The sequence below is a fragment of the Sulfolobus acidocaldarius DSM 639 genome (genome assembly GCF_000012285.1).
Classification (GTDB): domain Archaea; phylum Thermoproteota; class Thermoprotei_A; order Sulfolobales; family Sulfolobaceae; genus Sulfolobus; species Sulfolobus acidocaldarius.
In genome coordinates this window covers 919,153-937,520 of sequence record NC_007181.1, presented here as the reverse complement: position 1 = coordinate 937,520, position 18,368 = coordinate 919,153, and the positions used below count along the sequence as shown (strand labels likewise).

The 18,368-nt window shown below is 38.5% G+C and carries 14 protein-coding genes; 8 read left to right on the top strand and 6 right to left on the bottom strand.

All coding sequences use genetic code 11. The features are described from left to right. Positions 1-29: 29 nt before the first annotated feature. The 3 genes from SACI_RS05385 to SACI_RS05375 all read right to left on the bottom strand — a co-directional run bounded on the left by SACI_RS05385 (position 30) and on the right by SACI_RS05375 (position 5,223). The gene (locus SACI_RS05385) at positions 30-1,268 is read right to left on the bottom strand and encodes a DNA double-strand break repair nuclease NurA (protein ID WP_015385559.1); all 1,239 of its coding nucleotides are present in this window, start codon (positions 1,266-1,268) and stop codon (positions 30-32) included. Next, complete coding sequence (locus tag SACI_RS05380) at positions 1,249-2,904, bottom strand: ATP-binding protein (protein ID WP_015385849.1); 1,656 nt, start codon at positions 2,902-2,904, stop codon at positions 1,249-1,251. Before SACI_RS05380 ends, SACI_RS05385 begins: the two co-directional genes overlap by 20 nt. Before the next feature lie 435 nt (positions 2,905-3,339). Continuing rightward, positions 3,340-5,223, bottom strand: a complete 1,884-nt coding sequence (locus SACI_RS05375) for an APC family permease (protein WP_048054392.1) — start codon at positions 5,221-5,223, stop codon at positions 3,340-3,342. A 681-nt stretch (positions 5,224-5,904) separates the two neighbouring features. Here SACI_RS05375 and SACI_RS05370 point away from each other — a divergent pair. Further along, on the top strand, positions 5,905-7,557 hold the full coding sequence (locus SACI_RS05370) for an AMP-binding protein (RefSeq protein ID WP_011277980.1): 1,653 nt from the start codon (positions 5,905-5,907) through the stop codon (positions 7,555-7,557). Positions 7,558-7,769: 212 nt separating this feature from the next. Then, on the top strand, positions 7,770-8,246 hold the full coding sequence (locus tag SACI_RS05365) for a peroxiredoxin (protein WP_011277979.1): 477 nt from the start codon (positions 7,770-7,772) through the stop codon (positions 8,244-8,246). Positions 8,247-8,556: 310 nt separating this feature from the next. On the opposite strand, the gene SACI_RS05360 is transcribed toward SACI_RS05365, so the two are convergent. After that, positions 8,557-8,898: a hypothetical protein gene (locus SACI_RS05360; protein WP_230937957.1), complete on the bottom strand. Its 342-nt coding sequence runs from the start codon at positions 8,896-8,898 to the stop codon at positions 8,557-8,559. 486 nt (positions 8,899-9,384) lie between these two features. On the opposite strand from SACI_RS05360, the gene SACI_RS05355 reads away from it, so the two are divergent. From SACI_RS05355 to SACI_RS05340, 4 genes are read left to right on the top strand one after another with little or no spacing between them, the layout of a single operon-like run. After that, positions 9,385-10,587 carry an acyl-CoA dehydrogenase family protein gene (locus SACI_RS05355; RefSeq protein ID WP_011277977.1) on the top strand — a complete coding sequence of 401 codons (1,203 nt, stop codon included), beginning with the start codon at positions 9,385-9,387 and terminating at the stop codon, positions 10,585-10,587. A 35-nt stretch (positions 10,588-10,622) separates the two neighbouring features. After that, the gene (locus SACI_RS05350) at positions 10,623-12,236 is read left to right on the top strand and encodes a long-chain fatty acid--CoA ligase (RefSeq protein ID WP_011277976.1); all 1,614 of its coding nucleotides are present in this window, start codon (positions 10,623-10,625) and stop codon (positions 12,234-12,236) included. A gap of 5 nt (positions 12,237-12,241) precedes the next feature. After that, positions 12,242-13,429, top strand: coding sequence for a thiolase domain-containing protein (locus SACI_RS05345; protein WP_011277975.1), 1,188 nt, complete (start codon positions 12,242-12,244; stop codon positions 13,427-13,429). Continuing rightward, positions 13,426-13,959, top strand: coding sequence for a Zn-ribbon domain-containing OB-fold protein (locus SACI_RS05340; protein WP_015385556.1), 534 nt, complete (start codon positions 13,426-13,428; stop codon positions 13,957-13,959). Before SACI_RS05345 ends, SACI_RS05340 begins: the two co-directional genes overlap by 4 nt. 71 nt (positions 13,960-14,030) lie before the next feature. On the opposite strand, the gene SACI_RS05335 is transcribed toward SACI_RS05340, so the two are convergent. After that, positions 14,031-14,471 carry an SRPBCC domain-containing protein gene (locus SACI_RS05335; RefSeq protein ID WP_011277973.1) on the bottom strand — a complete coding sequence of 147 codons (441 nt, stop codon included), beginning with the start codon at positions 14,469-14,471 and terminating at the stop codon, positions 14,031-14,033. Between the two features lie 2 nt (positions 14,472-14,473). Next, complete coding sequence (locus SACI_RS05330; RefSeq protein WP_011277972.1) at positions 14,474-15,760, bottom strand: FAD-dependent oxidoreductase; 1,287 nt, start codon at positions 15,758-15,760, stop codon at positions 14,474-14,476. A 93-nt stretch (positions 15,761-15,853) separates the two neighbouring features. On the opposite strand from SACI_RS05330, the gene glpK reads away from it, so the two are divergent. Together glpK and SACI_RS05320 are read left to right on the top strand one after the other, a co-directional pair. Then, on the top strand, positions 15,854-17,350 hold the full coding sequence (glpK, locus tag SACI_RS05325; RefSeq protein ID WP_011277971.1) for a glycerol kinase GlpK: 1,497 nt from the start codon (positions 15,854-15,856) through the stop codon (positions 17,348-17,350). Positions 17,351-17,425: 75 nt separating this feature from the next. Further along, positions 17,426-18,343 (top strand): alpha/beta hydrolase, encoded by a 918-nt coding sequence (locus SACI_RS05320; RefSeq protein WP_011277970.1) that lies wholly within the window; start codon positions 17,426-17,428, stop codon positions 18,341-18,343. Positions 18,344-18,368 lie beyond the last annotated feature (25 nt).

Genomic DNA, 18,368 nt, shown 5'->3' with positions numbered 1-18,368 from the left:
ACCTAGTTTCAAAAGACACTTTTGTCTCGTCATTCAGGTACATTAGTGCTTAAGGTCTTACCTATTTCTATTGCCTCCAATTTAGTATCATGGAGGAAAGAGAGAATGTCATTCAACTCCTCAAAAGAAAGGTAAAATAACGCTCTAACAACCTCTTTTGCTCTCCTATCCACTTCATCTATCCATACAGGTAATGAAGAGTAGGAGACATTACCGAACACTACGGGAATTGAGTCATTTAATACGTTCAAGTCAAACGACTCTATCCTAAAGAAGCTCCTGGTAAATCCATAGAGTTTAAGTATGACATAGTATGCATATCTATCTTTCAATTCGTTTTCACTTAAAATGACGTTCCCGCTATCTTCTCTTGTAACACTTACCTTAGTGGTCAACTTAAATGGACCAATAACACAGATTTCAGGATAAATTACATTTGAGCATTGTCTCTCTGATAACAGATCTAGAACCTCTATGTCAGTTAATCTACCCATATCAGGAAAAATCTTATTTAGTTTTCTCGAGTTCTCGAGTCTCTTGACGACTCCTACAGCCTTTCTGTTCTCCAGAACGCTTATCCTATCCTTGATTAGTTTTGCCATAGACCATCTATGGGTTGCCTTACCCCAGTGTTTAATCTCATCTTTTTGCTTAGGGAAGGAGGAAAAGAATGTTGGCATTAACTCAACAGGTGTGGGATATATGGGTCCATCTACGATCAATAAATCATCTTGAATAGTCTTCATGAGTTGATTTTCCGTATAAAGCCTAGCCTCGTCTAACATGTCCTCCACGTCGTATAATGTATTCACATTTCCGTCCTCATATAATACCTCGTCTATAGCGTATTCAAATCCCATCACGTTTTTCAACTCGACCATCTGGAGATTTTCCTCAACCAAATTCCTGGAAACATCAAGGTAAGTTATTGGGAAAATGAATTTATCTTGAATATTTAGTGGGTGATATAATACACCGTTTCTTTCAGATTTAATTGCACCACCTGTAATTCCTATGTGTAAAAATGTTGACCTAAGCAGTTTGCTTGATGTATCCAGAGAGGCAATGGAGGAGAAGTTTACACTTTGGAATGAGGATATATTTATTTTATCTATCTTAAATTCGGGGAGAGTATTTATGATAAATCTCTCTTCCCCTGGGACTTGAGTTTTTTGAGGGGAGGGAATAGTTAGATTCCTCACGCTCTGTCTGGTTTTCTCCCCTAATTTTCTCAACTCCTTCTGTACCTCATTTAACCTCAAGTACATACACCTTTGCGAAGAATGATGACGAGTTAAAGAAACTGGATTTAACCAAGCAATAGCCTGCGGGAGCACTTTCAAGAAGATCAGTAAACTCTGTTAATCCTAAATCCCTAAGAACTGTCCTATCATTTCTAAATATAAATTTAGTGTTTGTCTGTTGAATTACTAAAGAGTTCAAATCTTTAGGACTATGAGTAGCCAGGATTACTCCTAGGTTCCTTTGCCTACCGAATCTCAGTATCTTGTTTATTAGTTTTTCAACAGTAGCTTTAGACACTTCCTGTGATATCTGAGGAAACATTTCATGTGCCTCGTCAATTAGAAGGAGTGTTTGTGGTATATCATTTGAATCATTTACACCCTTCTTTCTCATTTTATACATCTTGTCCTTATAATTGTAGATTATGTCCAGGATATTGTACGATATTACACTTATCGGCTCCACCAAAAATAACGTTTCTAATACTATTGACAGGTCTATAACCACGTTTTGTGAGCTTTTTAGTAAATCAATTAATTCACTTCCAGTTATTGTATTCGGTATGTCAAGGATTCCGTATTCTATTAAAGCTGATAAACTCCTTTGGATGTTTCCTGAAGTCTGGGTATTAATATTTGCTCTTCCTAGACAACTTTCTAGCATCTTATAAAACGAGGGAGATGTGGAACTCACTTCAGTTAATTTTTCACATGCTCTAACTACTGAGCTCCATGAGGCTCTGGCATAGTCGCTAAGGTAAGGAAAGGAATCGGGCAATTGTCTAAATATGTCCTTAAACCTTAACGAGAATGGGTAGAAACTTATTAATCTACCCTGTTCAGGTTCACAAACTATTGAGTTATCATCTCCCTGCCAGGTATTCTCACCACAATATCTATCCTGAACCAAATTTTCGAAACTCCCATATTCCTCCATAGCCTTAACGGTAAGAGGAACTATCACTGTTCCCTCTTTGAACTGCTTTATTAAAAATCTCACAAAGTCTCCTTGTCTATCTAAGACTATCGTGCTCTTCTTGTTTTTGTAATTACTGAAGAAAATAGTCTTCAGAAATGTGGTCTTACCTGAGCCAGTGGTACCTATCAGTAAAACGTGACTCCTCAATATGTTTTCCTCAAGTCTCAGCCTTACGTCAGTCTGTCTTGAAAAAGTAGTCACCTCACCTACTTCTAGCCCTTCGCTGGGTATGTTTATCACTTTTTCTATGAGGTCAGGCTTAGGTAAAAACACTGGTGACTGTGGATCTATCGCAGAGACATTCGGAGATATCTGTCCGTTACTCTTTATCTCTCCCAATGGGGAAAATATTATAGTGGTTGGTGTTATCATTGTTGATGGATCTTCAGAATATCTCACTGTCCTTATACCTAAACTAGCTAGTGCATCAGCCCTTGCAATCTGATCTACTGCTCCAAGAACAACTGACCCTGGTATTATTGATACTATACCGATAAACTCTCCTCTCTCTATAGGTTTTTCAAGATAGTTCTCAAATGGAATGTCTATGGCTATTGCTGGCTCTTCAGCAATTTTCACATGCGAGAAACGAGTTACCCTCCCGATGATTTTGCCATCAGAAGATAAATTTACCGCTTTCTCATCAGCTTTTGATATTAAGGATCTTAAACTATCCATCATAATACTATAAGATGTAAGGACACATTAATAAAGAAATCTGTTAGGGATAGTAGGAATCTTATGAAGTCCTTTAATCTTCAGAATTCAATCTCAGTTTAAAATATTGTAGACTGTGAGAATTTTATAAGACTGATCTTTAATACCAAATAAGACTTCTACATGACGGCAAAAAGTTATTCAAATAATGATTAGTTTTAAGGCAACGTTAAGCATATAGAGAACTTTAGGTTCTCAAATTCTTTAAAAACATCTTGTAGAGGAAAAATTATATTCCCCGAAATTTGCTACAGTAAATACTTTATAAGATAGTTCATGGTTCAAAATTTGTCAATAATTGTCAGATATTATTATAATCACTTTCAGACTCCTTGATAGAATGTAGGAAAAAAGAATTACATAGAGCTGTGTAAAAAATACTATATCAGGTTTATGTCTTCATAAGTCCTTAGTTGTACTTATGATTTCTTCGATAGCTTCTGTTCTTAATCCACTTCTAACTGCTAAGAAGTGGAATATCAGTATAATTATGGCAGCCACAATGGTATCTTCAGGGAATGGTATGATAGCGTCAAGTCCAAACCCTCCAAAATATGAGATAGTCATTACTATGAATATTAGGGCAATGAGCCAATAACTAGCTTTGATCTCTTTTCTCACATCCTGACTAACACTATCCCATAATACCAGAATATTGATTACAACTAGTGCTATCATAATTCCCATATAAAGTCCAAACGCAATGTTGTTTGCAGTTGAGAGACCAGAGGTAGCAATATCTAAGGAAAATGCTGAGGCTAATGCTATACCCAGGTCTATGGCTCCTAAGATTGCCGCCATTCTTTTGTCCAGTTTGAATATTTTATATGCATAATACCCAAAAAATATTGGCAAGCCTAGAAATATTGCAGTGACCACATAGAATAACGTCGAAAATCCAGCCCAATATACTATTAGCCCCGCTACTAATGTAGCTATCGGAGCAATTATTTTGTAAGCTGGGACCTTATACCTTCTAGGTAAATCTGGCGCTACATTCCTTAAAGTGTGTAAGCCAATGCCACCCATTATGCATGTAAATACTGTCGCCAACGATATGAAACCAACTAAAGCTATCCATGCTGGAAAAGGTAATAAGAATAGCATGCCTATCAATAACGAAGCTATTAGCGAGAAAACTGGAACACCTGTTTTACCTATTTTAAGAAACAGTGAAGGCAAGTAACCATTAGTAGCAAAACCATATATAGTTCTAGTAGAAGTTCCTACATATATCCATCCAGTACCAGCTGGAGATATAACTGCATCTATCAGAAGTATAAGAGCCCACACACTAAATAGCCCTGCTATAGGACCAACTAGCCCTGAATTCTCGAACATAAATAAGAACGGACCATTAACCATTCCACTACTGGTTAAACCAGTCCAATTACCTACTTTTACTCCTGCAGCTGACCAATTTACCCCTCCTGTAAACGCTACTTGGAGTAATGTATACAAAACTATAGCTATTAATAGAGAACCTATTACTGCAAATGGAATATCTTTCCTAGGATTCTTTCCTTCGCCACCGTATTCAACAGCTTGTCTAAATCCTAGGTATGAAAATACCACTCCAGATGTAGGTATTGCGAAAAGGACTGCTGAAAAGCCGGATAACCCAGCGGATAAGTAAGTAGATGAGGGGAAAAATCCTCCTCCTGCAGTGTAATTAGCTGGATGGTTTAGAAACGCTAGGGCTAAAATAACTGTCACAGAGGGAATTATCAGTTTCCACCACCCTGCAGCGTGTGTGACTTTGCCTAGAATGTTAACTCCCGCATAATTTAGGAAGAAGAATAGTATTAGAAGGAAATAAGCTAAGCCAATACCTTCAAGTGTTAATTGACCTGTAAATGTTCCATTAGTGGTCAAACTGTGTATGAAATAGCTCAAATATGTAACTGTTGCAGAAGCCTCTATGGCTGGAGCAGAAGCTGCGGACAGGAAATATGCCCATATCATTATAAATCCCACTATTCCTCCATGACTGTAATGAGGATACCTTACAATACCTCCTGACTTTGGTATGGCAGAGCCTAGCTCAGCATATACTAAACCCACAAATATAACTAATATTCCACCTATTAGCCACGATAAAATCCCTGCGCCACCAGCATAACCAGCAGTATATAATGCACCAAATAACCATCCTGAACCTATAACTCCACCCAGCGATAAAAACAATAACTCAAATCTACCTAGGGATTTTTTAAGCTTTAAATCTGACTCCGTCCCTAAATCTTTTACTCCACTGCTTGATCTTTGATTTTTAGATCCCATAAACATAATATAAAGTTTCTAATTTAAAAATATTATAGGTTTAACAATAACGTTGAAGTATATATACATTATTTTTTAAATATTAAACTTTTCCTTTCTTAAATAAAATTCGTATAACGAATTATTTCGTTAACGAAAAATGTAAATTTCACATTTAATGTAAAAAGATAGAAGTACGTAATATCTGATAGATATTTAGTAGCTCATTTTTGACTATTCATAATAGTTCTCTGAGTCTAGGTTTGTCTTTCATTTATCAAATGTTTAAAATTTTTAATAAAACTTTTACGACATTTTAATATTGTGCAAATTAAACATGAAAATTTTTCACCACAAAATATATCTACGGCTTGAAAGCTGACTTTAGAATAGTAGAACCAATAATCAATATAGTTTTATAAGAGTCTGAAATCATGATTGTTGAAAAGTTTTCATAGCTATGATCAGTGTTGTATTCTTATTTAATGAATCTCAAATGAATAGACAGCCCTGAAACTGTAATAGAATTAATTATAGTTAGCTTTTTCCTGTTCGTCACTGCAATTATCTTCTAATGATCTTTACTCTAAAGAGAGCAGTAATTAGTTACTTATTTCATAATAGTTCAAGCTATAGGTAAATAACTAACGGATAATTTTTAACTTTAATATTTATTAATAATCAAGTTTAAAATATTCTATTATGATAAAGGGGATACCATCAACTGTAAATGACGATTGGCAATTAAATATACATAAAATAATTCAGTATGCCGGAAAAGTTCACGGAGAAAGGGAAATAATTTCAGACAGAAGGTCTTTAGGCGGCAAGATTCACAATCTAACTTACGGGAAAATACTGGAAAGGGTTTCCAGTTTTACCAACTCAATAGAGAGTGAACTAAAGATAAATCCAGGTGATATTATAGGTATATTGGGTTGGAACGATCACAGGTATTTTGAGTCATTCTTCACTGTCCCGTCTCTAGGAGCAGTGTTACTGGAATTAAACATCAGACTCCACCCTGCAGACTTATTATACATCTTAAAATTGACCAAACCAAAAGGTCTTCTGGTTGATGATTCATTACTTCCATTGGCTGAGGCTCTATCTAAGGAGTATAATTTCGACTACACTATTATCATGAGTGATAAACCTTTTGAGGAAATTAAGACAAATATCAGGAATGCGTTTGGTTATGAAGAATTAGTGAAGTCCGGCTCACCCAACAGAAAATTTGATGAGGTAGACGAGAAGAGCTCAGCCCTAGCTGCATTTACTACCGGGACTACAGGTTTACCAAAGGGTGTATTTTACTCCCATAGGTCAATAGTTCTTCACGCATTAAATGCCTCAAGACGGTTAAAAATTTCAGATGTACTACTTCCAGTTGTTCCATTTTTCCATGTCCATGGTTGGGGTACTCAGTTTGCTGGTGCAATTACTGGTTGTAAGCAGATATTTCCTGGTAGACCAACTGTTGACTCCATGGTCGAGCACATTTTAAATCATAAAGTTACGAGAACAGGAGGAGTCCCAACTGTATTCTTTGAACTACTCCGAAGAATTGAGAACATGAATCCAAAGCCTGATTTAAAAGGGCTGGTAGTTGGAATAGGGGGAGCAGCTGCACCGCCTGCTTTAGTTTCTGCACTTGCTAAGTACGGTATAGAGGTAGCCGGTAATGGTTATGGTGCGACGGAGACTGGACCAGGTGTGGCAGGGGGAATTAAACCTGAGTTAGAGCAATTGCCTCCAGAGGAGAGACGTATAAAGGCGGGTCAAGGCTACCCAACATTTGGTGTTGAGGTTGAGTTAGTGGATCCTGTATCCGGAGAAGAGTTACCTTGGGATGGTAAGAGTGTAGGCGAGATCTGGATCAGGGGACCATGGATCGCTAAGTCGTACTATAATGACCCGAGGAGTGCAGAGTCTTTTACTAGTGATGGGTGGTGGAAAAGTAAAGATTTAGCTGTAATTGACGAGTTAAGCCACATCAAGATTGTTGATAGGTTGAAGGATGTGATTAAGAGTGGTGGTGAGTGGATTAGTAGTATTGATTTGGAGAACTTTTTGATGGCTCATCCTTATGTTAGGGAGGCTAGTGTTGTTGGTGTTCCTCACCCTAAGTGGGGTGAGAGACCATTGGCTATTGTAGTGCTTAAGTCAGACTATGAGAATTTGCCTAAGGACGAGGTTAAAAGAGAATTAAGAGAGCATCTTTTGAAGAGGTTTGCCAAGTGGCAGTTACCAGATGACATTGTCTTTGTTGATGAGATACCTAAGACTAGTGTTGGTAAGTTCAGGAAGGAGGAGTTGAGAAATAAGTATAGGGACTATTACATGAAACAATGAAAGGGTTTTATTAATTCAGAAATCGTAAGCTAGATTGATAAAGTAAATATATAAACTTATACAATGATAGTTGCACAAATCTAAAAAGAATTACCTGATAATAACTACAAGTTTATCCTATAATCTTCTATTACTCCAGTTAAGATAAGGATATAATAGTGTTTAGTACTTATATATTAAAAGCTTATATTCTAGCTTACGTATAGTTTCTTATGCCTGAAGTAGGAGAAAAAGCACCCGAGATTGAATTAGTGGATACAGACCTAAAGAAATGGAAAATACCGACAGACTTCAAGGGTAAGGTAGTCGTTTTAGCATTCTACCCCGGTGCGTTTACCAGTGTTTGTACAAAAGAAATGTGTACTTTCAGAGACTCTTTATCCAAGTTTAATGAACTTAATGCAGTTGTATTAGGTATAAGTGTGGATCCTCCATTTTCAAACAAGGCGTTTAAGGAGCAAAATAAGATAAACTTCCCATTACTTAGTGACTTTAACAGAGTAGCCGTAAAGGCTTATGGTATAGCTGGAGAATTGCCTATCCTAAAGGACTATGTGATATCAAAGAGATCAGTATTCATTATCGATAAAGACGGAGTTATTAGATACAAGTGGGTATCAGACAATCCTGGCATAGAGCCCAACTACGAAGAAATAAAGCAAGTAGTGGCAAAGCTTTCTGGGAAATAAGTTAGTACTTCATTTTATTTTTATTTTCCTTTGCGAGTATGCCAGTAGAGTCTAAGTGAAAAAGTCCGTTATAATTTAAACCCGTATCTAAAGTAGTGGGTAGACTGGAACATTATTATGAGTTTGAACCACTGTCGATATACTGATTTAAGGGTAACATGTTAATAGGAGTCTTGAAAATGCCTAAATAAGCTAACTCTTCATGCTCCATGTCGAAAATGAGATAGTCAGTGAACCTTTCCGAGCATCTCCATATACTTAGTCCACTTTCTGGCTGCCAGGCTCATTAAAGTATCTCTTAACTATTGTGCTAGTATCTAAATAGTTCATCTCTCATTTCCCCAACTAAATCACTGGCGTTTAAGGTAATTCTACTCTTGGTAACTTCCTCAAAGGAAATAAGCCTAGGCGATAGATCTAATTCTCTCATAATCTTATTGACAGTTGACAAGTTACCAAGTTCTGATACTGCTTTCTCGAAAATCTCACTGAGAGTGACCTTTCTTTCAACGGCAAGTTCTTTAGCCTTCTTTAAAACTTCACTATCTATAGATAGTTTAACCTTAACCTTTATATATACGTACGTGCTTATATTAACCTTTACGTAATCAAGCTCACAATACATGAATATGGCGATAAGACATGTTTCCATCTCCCTCCTAGTTGCCAATATTTTTAAATCTTAAGCCATATGCGTGTCTTCGTTATTGTAGAACTGTTAATAAAGATCAAGAAATTTTAAACAACATGTTACACTTCGTATCCAAAAAGTATTCAAAAGTATAATTTACTACTTTCTAATATCACTATATTCACGCCTGGCAGACCCGACCTACTATGTTTAAACTTTTATAAAGTTGACATTATAATCAACTGATTATTTTAAAGGCAGTTCTAATTTTTCAAATAAACATAACACTAATCCTATAGATATAACTAATAACTTTGCAAAACTGCCCCCAAGTAGTATAATTATAAGTGGAAAATCTCTGTCCTTACCTTAAAAACATCATAAAAAACTTTTAAATAAGGAAAGAGGCTAAGGAAAAAAGCAGATTTCCGCTTAGTCTTTCAAATCCACATTTTTAATAAACGGTCTGGAAGAAAAGCTTAATAGGACTGAAAGGTAAAGTAAAGCATGGTTTTGCCTTTTAAAACAATGGAAGCATTCAATGTAGAAATATCAGAAAAACATGAACTTTTTAGAAGGGCAGTAAGGGAATTCATGGAAAGGGATGTAGCGCCTTACGTGGAAAAAGGAGAAAAAGAGGGACAGATCCCTAAGGAAGTTTTAGAGAAAGCTAAAGAGTTAGGCTTATACGGTGTATCAGTCCCTGAGGAGTACGGAGGACAAGGCGGAGACTCACTGATGACAGTTATAGCACAAGAGGAGATGGCAAGAGTATGGGCTGCACTTTCAACAAGAGTGGCAGTAGGAGGTCTATTCATGACTCCAATACTACTTTTTGGTAGTGAGGAGCAGAGGAAGAAGTATGTTACACCTGTTGCCAAGGGAGATAAGGTAGCTGCATTTGCAAACACTGAACCACAGGCAGGAAGTGATGTTGCAGGGATGCAATCAACTGCCAAGAAAGTGAACGGAAAGTATATCCTAAATGCGAGGAAGATATTCATTACCAATGGTGGTATTGCTGATTATTATGTTGTCACTGCAAGGACTTCACCACCAGAACCAAATGCGAGGTGGAAGGGAATATCAATGTTCGTAGTAGAGAGAGAATGGAAAGGAGTAAAAGTACTAAACAGAATTGAGACAATGGGACTAAAGGCATCAAATACTGCTGAGCTGGCATTCGAGGATGTTGAAGTTCCTGCAGAGAACTTAGTAGGAGAAGAGGGCATGGGATTCAAATACGCAATGTCTACGTTTGACGCTTCGAGAGTTGGTGTGGCTGGACAAGCCTTAGGTGTTGCACAAGCTGCATTAGAGAAGATGACAAACTACTCAGTGCAAAGGAGTGCTTTCGGCTCACCACTTCTGGGATTCCAGATGGTCCAGGAGAAAATAGCAGAAACATTAACAGAAGTAAACGCAGCTAGGTTAGTTACATATTGGGCTGCTACCCTTTATAACAAAGGGATGACAAATGAGGCTATCATCGCCTCATCTATGGCTAAGTATTTTGCTACTGAGGTCGCTGAGAGGGCTGCCATAAGGGCTATAACTGTACACGGTGGATATGGTGTAGCCACTTCAACTGGTGTCGAGAGACTACTGAGAGATGTTGAAATAATGAAGATCTATGAAGGGGCAAACGATATACAGAAACTAGTTATATTGAAGGAAACGGCTAGAAGATTATTTGGCATAAAAATGTAACTAATTTTTTATACTGGATTTGTTTTATTTATTTCATGAGCAATGAGTATTACGAATACGAATTAACATTAGATAAAATTTTAGATACAGGTATTAGAACATTTCCTGATAAAGAGATAGTATACAGAGATATAAGAAGATATACTTTTTCTTCGTTCAGTAATTCTGTAAAAAGATTAGTTACTGGGTTAAAGAAACTAGGAGTGAAAAAGGGGGAGAGGATAGGGGTTTTAGACTGGGACACTGATGTATACTTCCACACTTACTACGGAGTGCCATTAAGTGGAGCTGTTTTACATACGATCAACTTAAGGTACCCATTGGATTTGATCGTAAAGACTATACTTCACGCAGAGGACAAGTACTTAGTTGTCAGAGACGAATTTGTACCTCTAATTGAAAAGGCGAAGAACATCATTCCTCCTGGTATGAAGGTAATCACGTATAGCGATAACAAGGAGAAAGTTAAATCCCCAATCTCCAATGCAGATTTCTGGGAATTGATCGAAAGTAATGAGCCTACTGAGGAGTTCGATGTTAAGGAGAATGACATGTCCACCATATTTTATACCTCAGGTACAACAGGAGAACCTAAAGGAGTATGGTTCACTCACAGAAAGTTGTTCATGCATGCCATGAGTGTGGCTTTAACCGGCACAAGGTCGCCATTTAATCTCTCACCAGAAGACGTGTATATGATCCTAGTGCCTATGTTCCATGTTCATCAATGGGGATTTCCATTTGTCACGTTTTTAGCTGGTACAAAGTATGTCTTACCAGGTAGATACGACTACGGATTTATACTTAAGTTAATGGAAAAAGAAGGAGTAACTTACTCAGCTATGGTTCCCACAATCCTTCACTTACTCTTGACCCATCCTGATGCACCTAAGTATACTCACGTGTTTAAGAAGTGGAAAATAACTATAGGTGGTTCCGCTTTACCTGAGGGTTTAGCAAGGAAGGCAAGGGAGTTGGGAATAACAGTGACCACCGGCTACGGTTTATCTGAGACTTGCCCTGTATTGAGTATGGGATACTACAACAATGTAGCACAGAAGTTAGATGCCGAGAAGAAATTCTCACTTCAGATATCCACAGGAGTCCCAATACCTCTAGTTCAAATTAGAGTTGTTGATCCTGATACAGGTAAGGACAAGAAGCCTGGAGAGATAGGTGAAATAGTTGTAAGATCTCCATGGCTCACAAAAGAGTATTATAAGAATCCTGAGAAGACAGCCCAATTATGGAGAGGTGGTTGGTTACACACAGGTGACTTAGCTTATATTGATGAATATGGTTACCTACATATCGTCGATAGAGATAAAGACGCTATAAAGAGCGGAGGCGAGTTCATACCCTCGTTACTGTTGGAAGACGCCATATCATTACATCCAAAGGTAGCACAAGTCGCTGTGGTCGGTGTTAAGGATCAGAAGTGGGGTGAAAGACCAGTTGCTTTTATTGTTGCCAAAGAGAAAGTGACTGAAGACGAGTTAAGACAGTTTATGCTTGGTTTAACCGATCAGGGAAGGATACAGAAGTGGTGGATACCAGATAAGTTCATATTTGTCGACACATTACCCTTAACTTCAACTAACAAGATAGATAAGAAAGTACTGAGAGAAATGGCAGAGAAGAACAAGTGAGATTCATGAGAAACGTGGCAATTGTTGGAACAGGACATTCAAAGTTCGGGGTAAGAAACGACGTAAGTATGCAAGAGTTAGCATGGGAAGCTGTAAAACAAGCCTTAGAAGAAGCTAATCTTGAACAGAAGGACATTCAGTACTTTGTAGTCGGAAATGTCGGAATGTGGAGTGCGGAAGAACTACCAGCTGTAGTGGTCGGAGAGTATTGTGATTTAACACCCAAGGGGACCATGAGGGTTGAAGCTGCATGTGCAACAGGGAGTGCTGCCATAAGAGACGCTTACCAAGCAATTAAAGCTGGAGAAATAGATGTTGCTCTGGTTGTAGGAGTAGAACAGATGAGTCAATCCCCTAACCCTCAAGTAATAGAACTTATAGGAAGGGCAGGGAACTACTTCTGGGAATTTGAAAACTTCGGTTTAACATTCCCAGGTTACTATGCACTATATGCAAGTGCTTATATGGCTAAATACGGAATGAAAGAAGAGGATTTAGGTAGTGTTGCTGTGAAGAACCATTACTACGGTGCAAGGAATCCTTATGCTCAATTCCAGAAGGAAATAACAATGGAAGAATACTTGAAGTCTAAACCTGTAGCCCAACCCTTAAAACTACTGGATTCTTCACCAATAACTGATGGTGCAGCTGCACTTATTTTAGCCTCTGAGGAAGTAGCCAGAAAGATAACAGACTCACCAGTATGGATAGTATCTCAGGGAGTAGCAAGTGGAACTGCTAATCTAAGCAGAAGGACAGATTTCACAGGTATAGAGGCATCATATGTGGCAGCAAAAGAGGCTTATAAGAGGGCTAAAATTGATTTCAGTGATGCATGGAGGTATTTTGATGTTGCAGATGTACATGACTGTTTCACAATAGCTGAGATAATGGCATATGAGGACTTAGGGTTTGCAAAGAGGGGAGAAGGACACTTGATGGCTAGGAATGGTGAGACATATATTGGTGGAAAAATACCAGTAAACGTTGATGGTGGTTTAAAGGCTAAAGGACACCCAATAGGGGCAACAGGAGTAAGCATGGCAGTGTCAATAACAAGACAACTACTATACAGGGCACATAAAGGCACACAGGCAGACATAAGGAACGGGATGGGAATAACACACAACGTAGGAGGAACAGGACACTACGCATACATAACAATATACTCAACCAGGAGGCCTTCAAGTTGAGTGTGAGCGAAACCAGAGATAAGATCCAAAAAGAAATTTCAGCATATGTCAAGAACTTGGACAATGTGATTAAATCTACAGGTTTACCTGTTGTAAATGACCAGAAGACTGGTAATCCAATTTGGGTTGGAGTAAGGGAAATTACTTTACGCTATCAGTTTCCCGTGAAGAAGGTATCCAAATTCTTTGAAGGATTAAAGGAAGGGAAATTACTTGCTACAAAGTGTCAAAAGTGTGGTACCATATATTTCCCTCCGCAAGATGACTGTCCAAAATGCAGAGTATCAAATCTCGAATGGATCGAGATGCCTAAGGAAGGTGAAGTTATAGCATTTACTGTGGTTAATGTTAAACCCACATCCTTTTCCCATTACAGTGACTACGTTGTGGGAATTGTAAGGATTAGTAATGGCGTAAATGTTTTGGGCTGGATAAAGGGAAATAATGTGAAAGTCGGATCTAAGGTAAAACTGGAAGTAGTAAGAAGGGAGCCTGAAGGATATTTAACCTATGTCTTCAATGTAGTCTGATTTTTCCCTCGTTTTTCTCGCTGGACGGTGTAGGTTTTAAAACGAAAATTCCTTTTCTTCTCCTTTTTTACTTAAACTCTTGAAAGACAGGAGATTATACTTTTCACATTAGACTCTGCAATCTGTCTTATATTGGACTCGCCCAGTAGCTTAGTTAACATACCCATATCTAAGATAGCTGTCCACTTTACTGCAGTTTTACCTTCTTCAGACCCTAAATCCAAAACTATATCCATCTTTATACTAACTCCTGCAGACCTACCATTACCTTTTATATGTATCTGATTGTTACTCTCGGTGGTAATTGTAGCGTTAATGGATGCTGTAAGTGTTGTAATATGTGGGATTCTCATCTCACTTACATCGATTTTGAAGACAGCCTTAAATGATTCGCCAGATATCTCGTAATTCTGAATTCCAGGTAAGCACTGGGAGAACATTTTTGGGTCTGTCAATAACTCCTTGACCTTTTCCTCCGATTTTTCTACAAGAAACTTCCCACTCATCTCCATAATTATTCCCCCCTCGCCAGTAATGACAAAAGGATATACATTGCTGTGGAGTACCTATCCTCGTCAAGAGACCCCTTCCTTTCACGTATCATCTTCACCAATACTTTAGGTACTCTCTTCTTTTCTAAGAGTTTCTCATCTAGTTCAGACATGAGTTTGATAGTGGCTGTCTTGCTTTTCTCCCTTATTCCTAGCTTTTCAGATACCATATCACTTACTTTCTCACCGGCTAGTCTAGAAGTGGTAAACTTACCTCCGATGACTGAGATCAAACCGTCTAAGCTATCCACTTTTTCATGGTCAATGATCATGAAATCCCTTGTTGCCCCTCTCCCATCTTCTGCATTTTTAATCAGAGGTCTAACAGACGCGTATGCCCTTTCAGGTTTTACCTCCTTCAACCTGGGAATCATGTATGCCCCTTCCTCAATTAACATGTTTATGTCTTCATCAGATATTTCAAAATTGTCAGGGTCAGGAATAATGGTTGCTGTGGTTCCAATTATGGATGAATCTCCATAAGGTACAATAATGTCTCCGTCTGAAGGGGGTCTAAGCCTATTTATCACCATACTGTTCAATTTTTCCTTCATGACTACCATTATTCCAGCTGTGGGGAGTAAAGGGATTTCTCCTAATCCAGCCATTTCAATTACTCTAAAAGCCCAGGGTCCTGCAGTGTTTACTATAATATCTCCATTCAAGATTTTAGTCTCACCAGAAATGTTGTCCTTAACCTCTACTCTCCTGACAGAGTTACCCTCTCTCAAGACCCTCTTCACTTCATTGTAAGTTAAAATTTTCGCACCATTGAGAGACGCTGTTAACGCCACTGTTGCCAGTAGATCATAACCATAGACCACCTTATCTGGAACCCAGATGGCTATTTTTGACTTCTTATTTATGAAGGGTTCTCTTCTGATGAGTTCTTCAACATCCATTACTTTATTAGTGATTCCAAGACTGTTGAGGGCTGATAAAAACCTCTGTGAGTAGTTTACATCGTCCTCAGTTATCCCCACGAAAACTCCTCCGGTATCTCTTACAAACTCAGGTGCTATCTTAGACAGGACTTCGTTTTCCTGTTTACACTCTTTGGCAGATTCAGGGTCGTTGACCGCATATCTAGCTCCGCTATGTAGTAAACCATGGAATTTTCCCGATGTCCCTGACGCAATATCCCCTCTTTCTACTAAAGTAACGTTTATTCCCCTCAAACTTAGATCTAAAGCTGTGAATAACCCAGTGGCGCCTCCCCCAATTACTATAACTGAACTGTTTTGCTTCATTAAAGTATAGTATAAGAAATGATATAAAACTCTTTGGTTTTAAACGTTATCATTAAATAAAAATTATATACCAAGTTTCTTAAAATAGTTAATGTGTCCAAATACATATTGGCAGTGGATGAGGGGACTACAAGTGCAAGGGCTCTAGTTTTCGATGAAGACCTAAACGTCATAAGCATAGCACAGACTGAACTGACACAGTATTTCCCAAGACCAGGTTATGTGGAGCAAAATCCTGAGGAAATATTTGAAAAGCAGGTAAGTATGATAAAGAAAGCTGTAGAGAAAGCCAAGATCGAGATTAGCCAGGTTTCTGCTATTGGTATAGCAAATCAGAGAGAGACCACCATAATGTGGGACAGTAGGAGTGGAAGACCAGTTTACAATGCTGTGGTGTGGCAGGATAGGAGGACTTCGGATATAACAGACTGGTTAAAATCAAACTACCTTAACCTGTTTAAGAGCAAGACCGGTTTAATCCCTGACCCTTATTTTAGCGCTTCAAAGATTAAGTGGATTCTTGATAACGTCCCAGGTGTAAGAGAAAAAGCAGAGAGGGGCGAAATAAAGTTTGGCACAGTAGACACATATCTAATTTGGAAACTCACTAATGGTAAAGTCCATGTTACAGACTACTCTAACGCATCTAGGACAATGCTGTTTAATATAAAAAAGTTGGAGTGGGATAGGGACATTCTAGAAATTCTAGAAATTCCAGAGGCAATACTGCCTGAAGTTAGGTCCTCCAGTGAAGTGTATGGATACGCTGAGCCCGTTGGAAATATACCGATCAGCGGAGATGCTGGAGATCAACAGGCTGCATTATTTGGTCAACTGGGATTCAGTAAAGGAGATGTGAAATGTACTTATGGTACTGGGAGTTTCATATTAATGAACTCTGGAGAGGAGATATATGATTCAAAAGACCTACTTACCACCATTGCGTGGAAAATCGGTAAAGACGTAAAGTACGCACTAGAAGGGAGCATATTCACAACCGGTGCAGCAGTTCAGTGGGTTAGGGACGGACTAGGTTTAGTAAGTAGTTCCGATGAAATCGAGAGTCTTGCGTCAAGTGTTGTTGATAACGGAGGAGTTTACTTTGTCCCTGCATTTTCTGGTTTAGGTTCTCCCTACTGGGATCCATATGCTAGGGGTCTGATCATAGGAATTTCAAGAGGGACAAGTAGGGGACATATAGCCAGGGCTGTCTTGGAATCGATCGCATATCAGGTTAGGGATGTGATAGAGGTAATTAAGAAAGACGTTGGAAAAGAATTTGTAAATGTCCTAAAGGTAGATGGCGGTGTGTCGAAAAATAACTTGTTAATGCAATTTCAGGCTGACATATTGGGAATAAGGATTGTTAGACCTAGAGTGATAGAGACTACATCAATGGGTGCATCTATGCTTGCAGGTTTAGCAGTGGACTATTGGAGTTCCCTAGAAGAGTTAAAGAGTAAATGGGCAGTAGATAGGGAGTTCATTCCTTCATTACAGGAGGATAGAAGGGAGAGATTGTATAAGGGGTGGAAGGAAGCTGTCAGGAGAACTATTGGTTGGGCAAGAGAAGTGGAGACTATGGAATAGAGAAATGCCAAAAGTTTACTATGAAACGAAATAAACTAAAGGAAGGTTTATTTATTTCTAATGTATAAATAGATTATGCCTTTAGATCCAACCATAAAGAAACTTTTAGAGTCTGGTTTTGTAATACCAATAGGTAAGGTACCTGTAGATGAAGTGAGAAAGGTATTCCGCCAAATATCCTCTGCAGCTCCAAAGATGGATGTGGGAAATATTGAGGACATAAAGATACCTGGGACAGAGACCATGATTCCAGCCAGGGTCTATTATCCCAAGACAAAGGGACCTTATGGAATACTAGTGTATCTTCATGGTGGAGGATTTGTTATAGGAGATATTGAATCATATGACCCAGTTTGTAGGGCAATAACCAACGCGTGTAACTGCGTTGTAGCGTCTATAGATTACAGACTAGCACCTGAGAATAAATTCCCATCTGCTGTTGTCGACTCTGTGGATGCCACAAAGTGGATCTATGAAAATGCGGAAAGCCTAGAGGGTAAGCAAGGTGTCGCAGTCGGCGGAGACAGTGCTGGAGGAAACTTATCTGCTGTAGTATCAATTCTGACTAAAGGTAAAATTAACCTGAAACATCAGGTGTTAATCTACCCAGCTACTGGTGCAGACTACACATCAAGGTCAATGGTAGAGTACTATGATGGGTACTTCCTTACAAGGGAACAAATTGAGTGGTTCGGCTCTCAGTACCTAAGATCTTACATGGACTTACTCGACATTAAATTTTCACCAATACTGAATCAGGATCTCACTGGACTACCTCCAGCTTTGATAATAACTGCTGAGTATGATCCTCTTAGAGATCAAGGAGAGGCTTACGCTAATAAACTATTAATGGCAGGCATACCTGTCACTAGTGTCAGGTTTAATAACGTAATCCATGGCTTCGTCTCCTTCTTCCCCTTAATACCTCAGGGTATGGACGCAATTGGTCTAATAGGGGCAACACTGAGACGAGTATTCTACAACAGTTTTTGAATACAAAATTTTAATTATTTTTGTT

Coding starts and splice junctions, on each gene's coding strand:
- SACI_RS05385 (WP_015385559.1), bottom strand. CDS start 1,268: ATGTACTTGAGGTTAAATGAGGTACAGAAGGAGTTGAGAAAATTAGGG.
- SACI_RS05380 (WP_015385849.1), bottom strand. CDS start 2,904: ATGATGGATAGTTTAAGATCCTTAATATCAAAAGCTGATGAGAAAGCG.
- SACI_RS05375 (WP_048054392.1), bottom strand. CDS start 5,223: ATGGGATCTAAAAATCAAAGATCAAGCAGTGGAGTAAAAGATTTAGGG.
- SACI_RS05370 (WP_011277980.1), top strand. CDS start 5,905: ATGATAAAGGGGATACCATCAACTGTAAATGACGATTGGCAATTAAAT.
- SACI_RS05365 (WP_011277979.1), top strand. CDS start 7,770: ATGCCTGAAGTAGGAGAAAAAGCACCCGAGATTGAATTAGTGGATACA.
- SACI_RS05360 (WP_230937957.1), bottom strand. CDS start 8,898: ATGGAAACATGTCTTATCGCCATATTCATGTATTGTGAGCTTGATTAC.
- SACI_RS05355 (WP_011277977.1), top strand. CDS start 9,385: ATGGTTTTGCCTTTTAAAACAATGGAAGCATTCAATGTAGAAATATCA.
- SACI_RS05350 (WP_011277976.1), top strand. CDS start 10,623: ATGAGCAATGAGTATTACGAATACGAATTAACATTAGATAAAATTTTA.
- SACI_RS05345 (WP_011277975.1), top strand. CDS start 12,242: ATGAGAAACGTGGCAATTGTTGGAACAGGACATTCAAAGTTCGGGGTA.
- SACI_RS05335 (WP_011277973.1), bottom strand. CDS start 14,471: ATGGAGATGAGTGGGAAGTTTCTTGTAGAAAAATCGGAGGAAAAGGTC.
- SACI_RS05330 (WP_011277972.1), bottom strand. CDS start 15,760: ATGAAGCAAAACAGTTCAGTTATAGTAATTGGGGGAGGCGCCACTGGG.
- SACI_RS05320 (WP_011277970.1), top strand. CDS start 17,426: ATGCCTTTAGATCCAACCATAAAGAAACTTTTAGAGTCTGGTTTTGTA.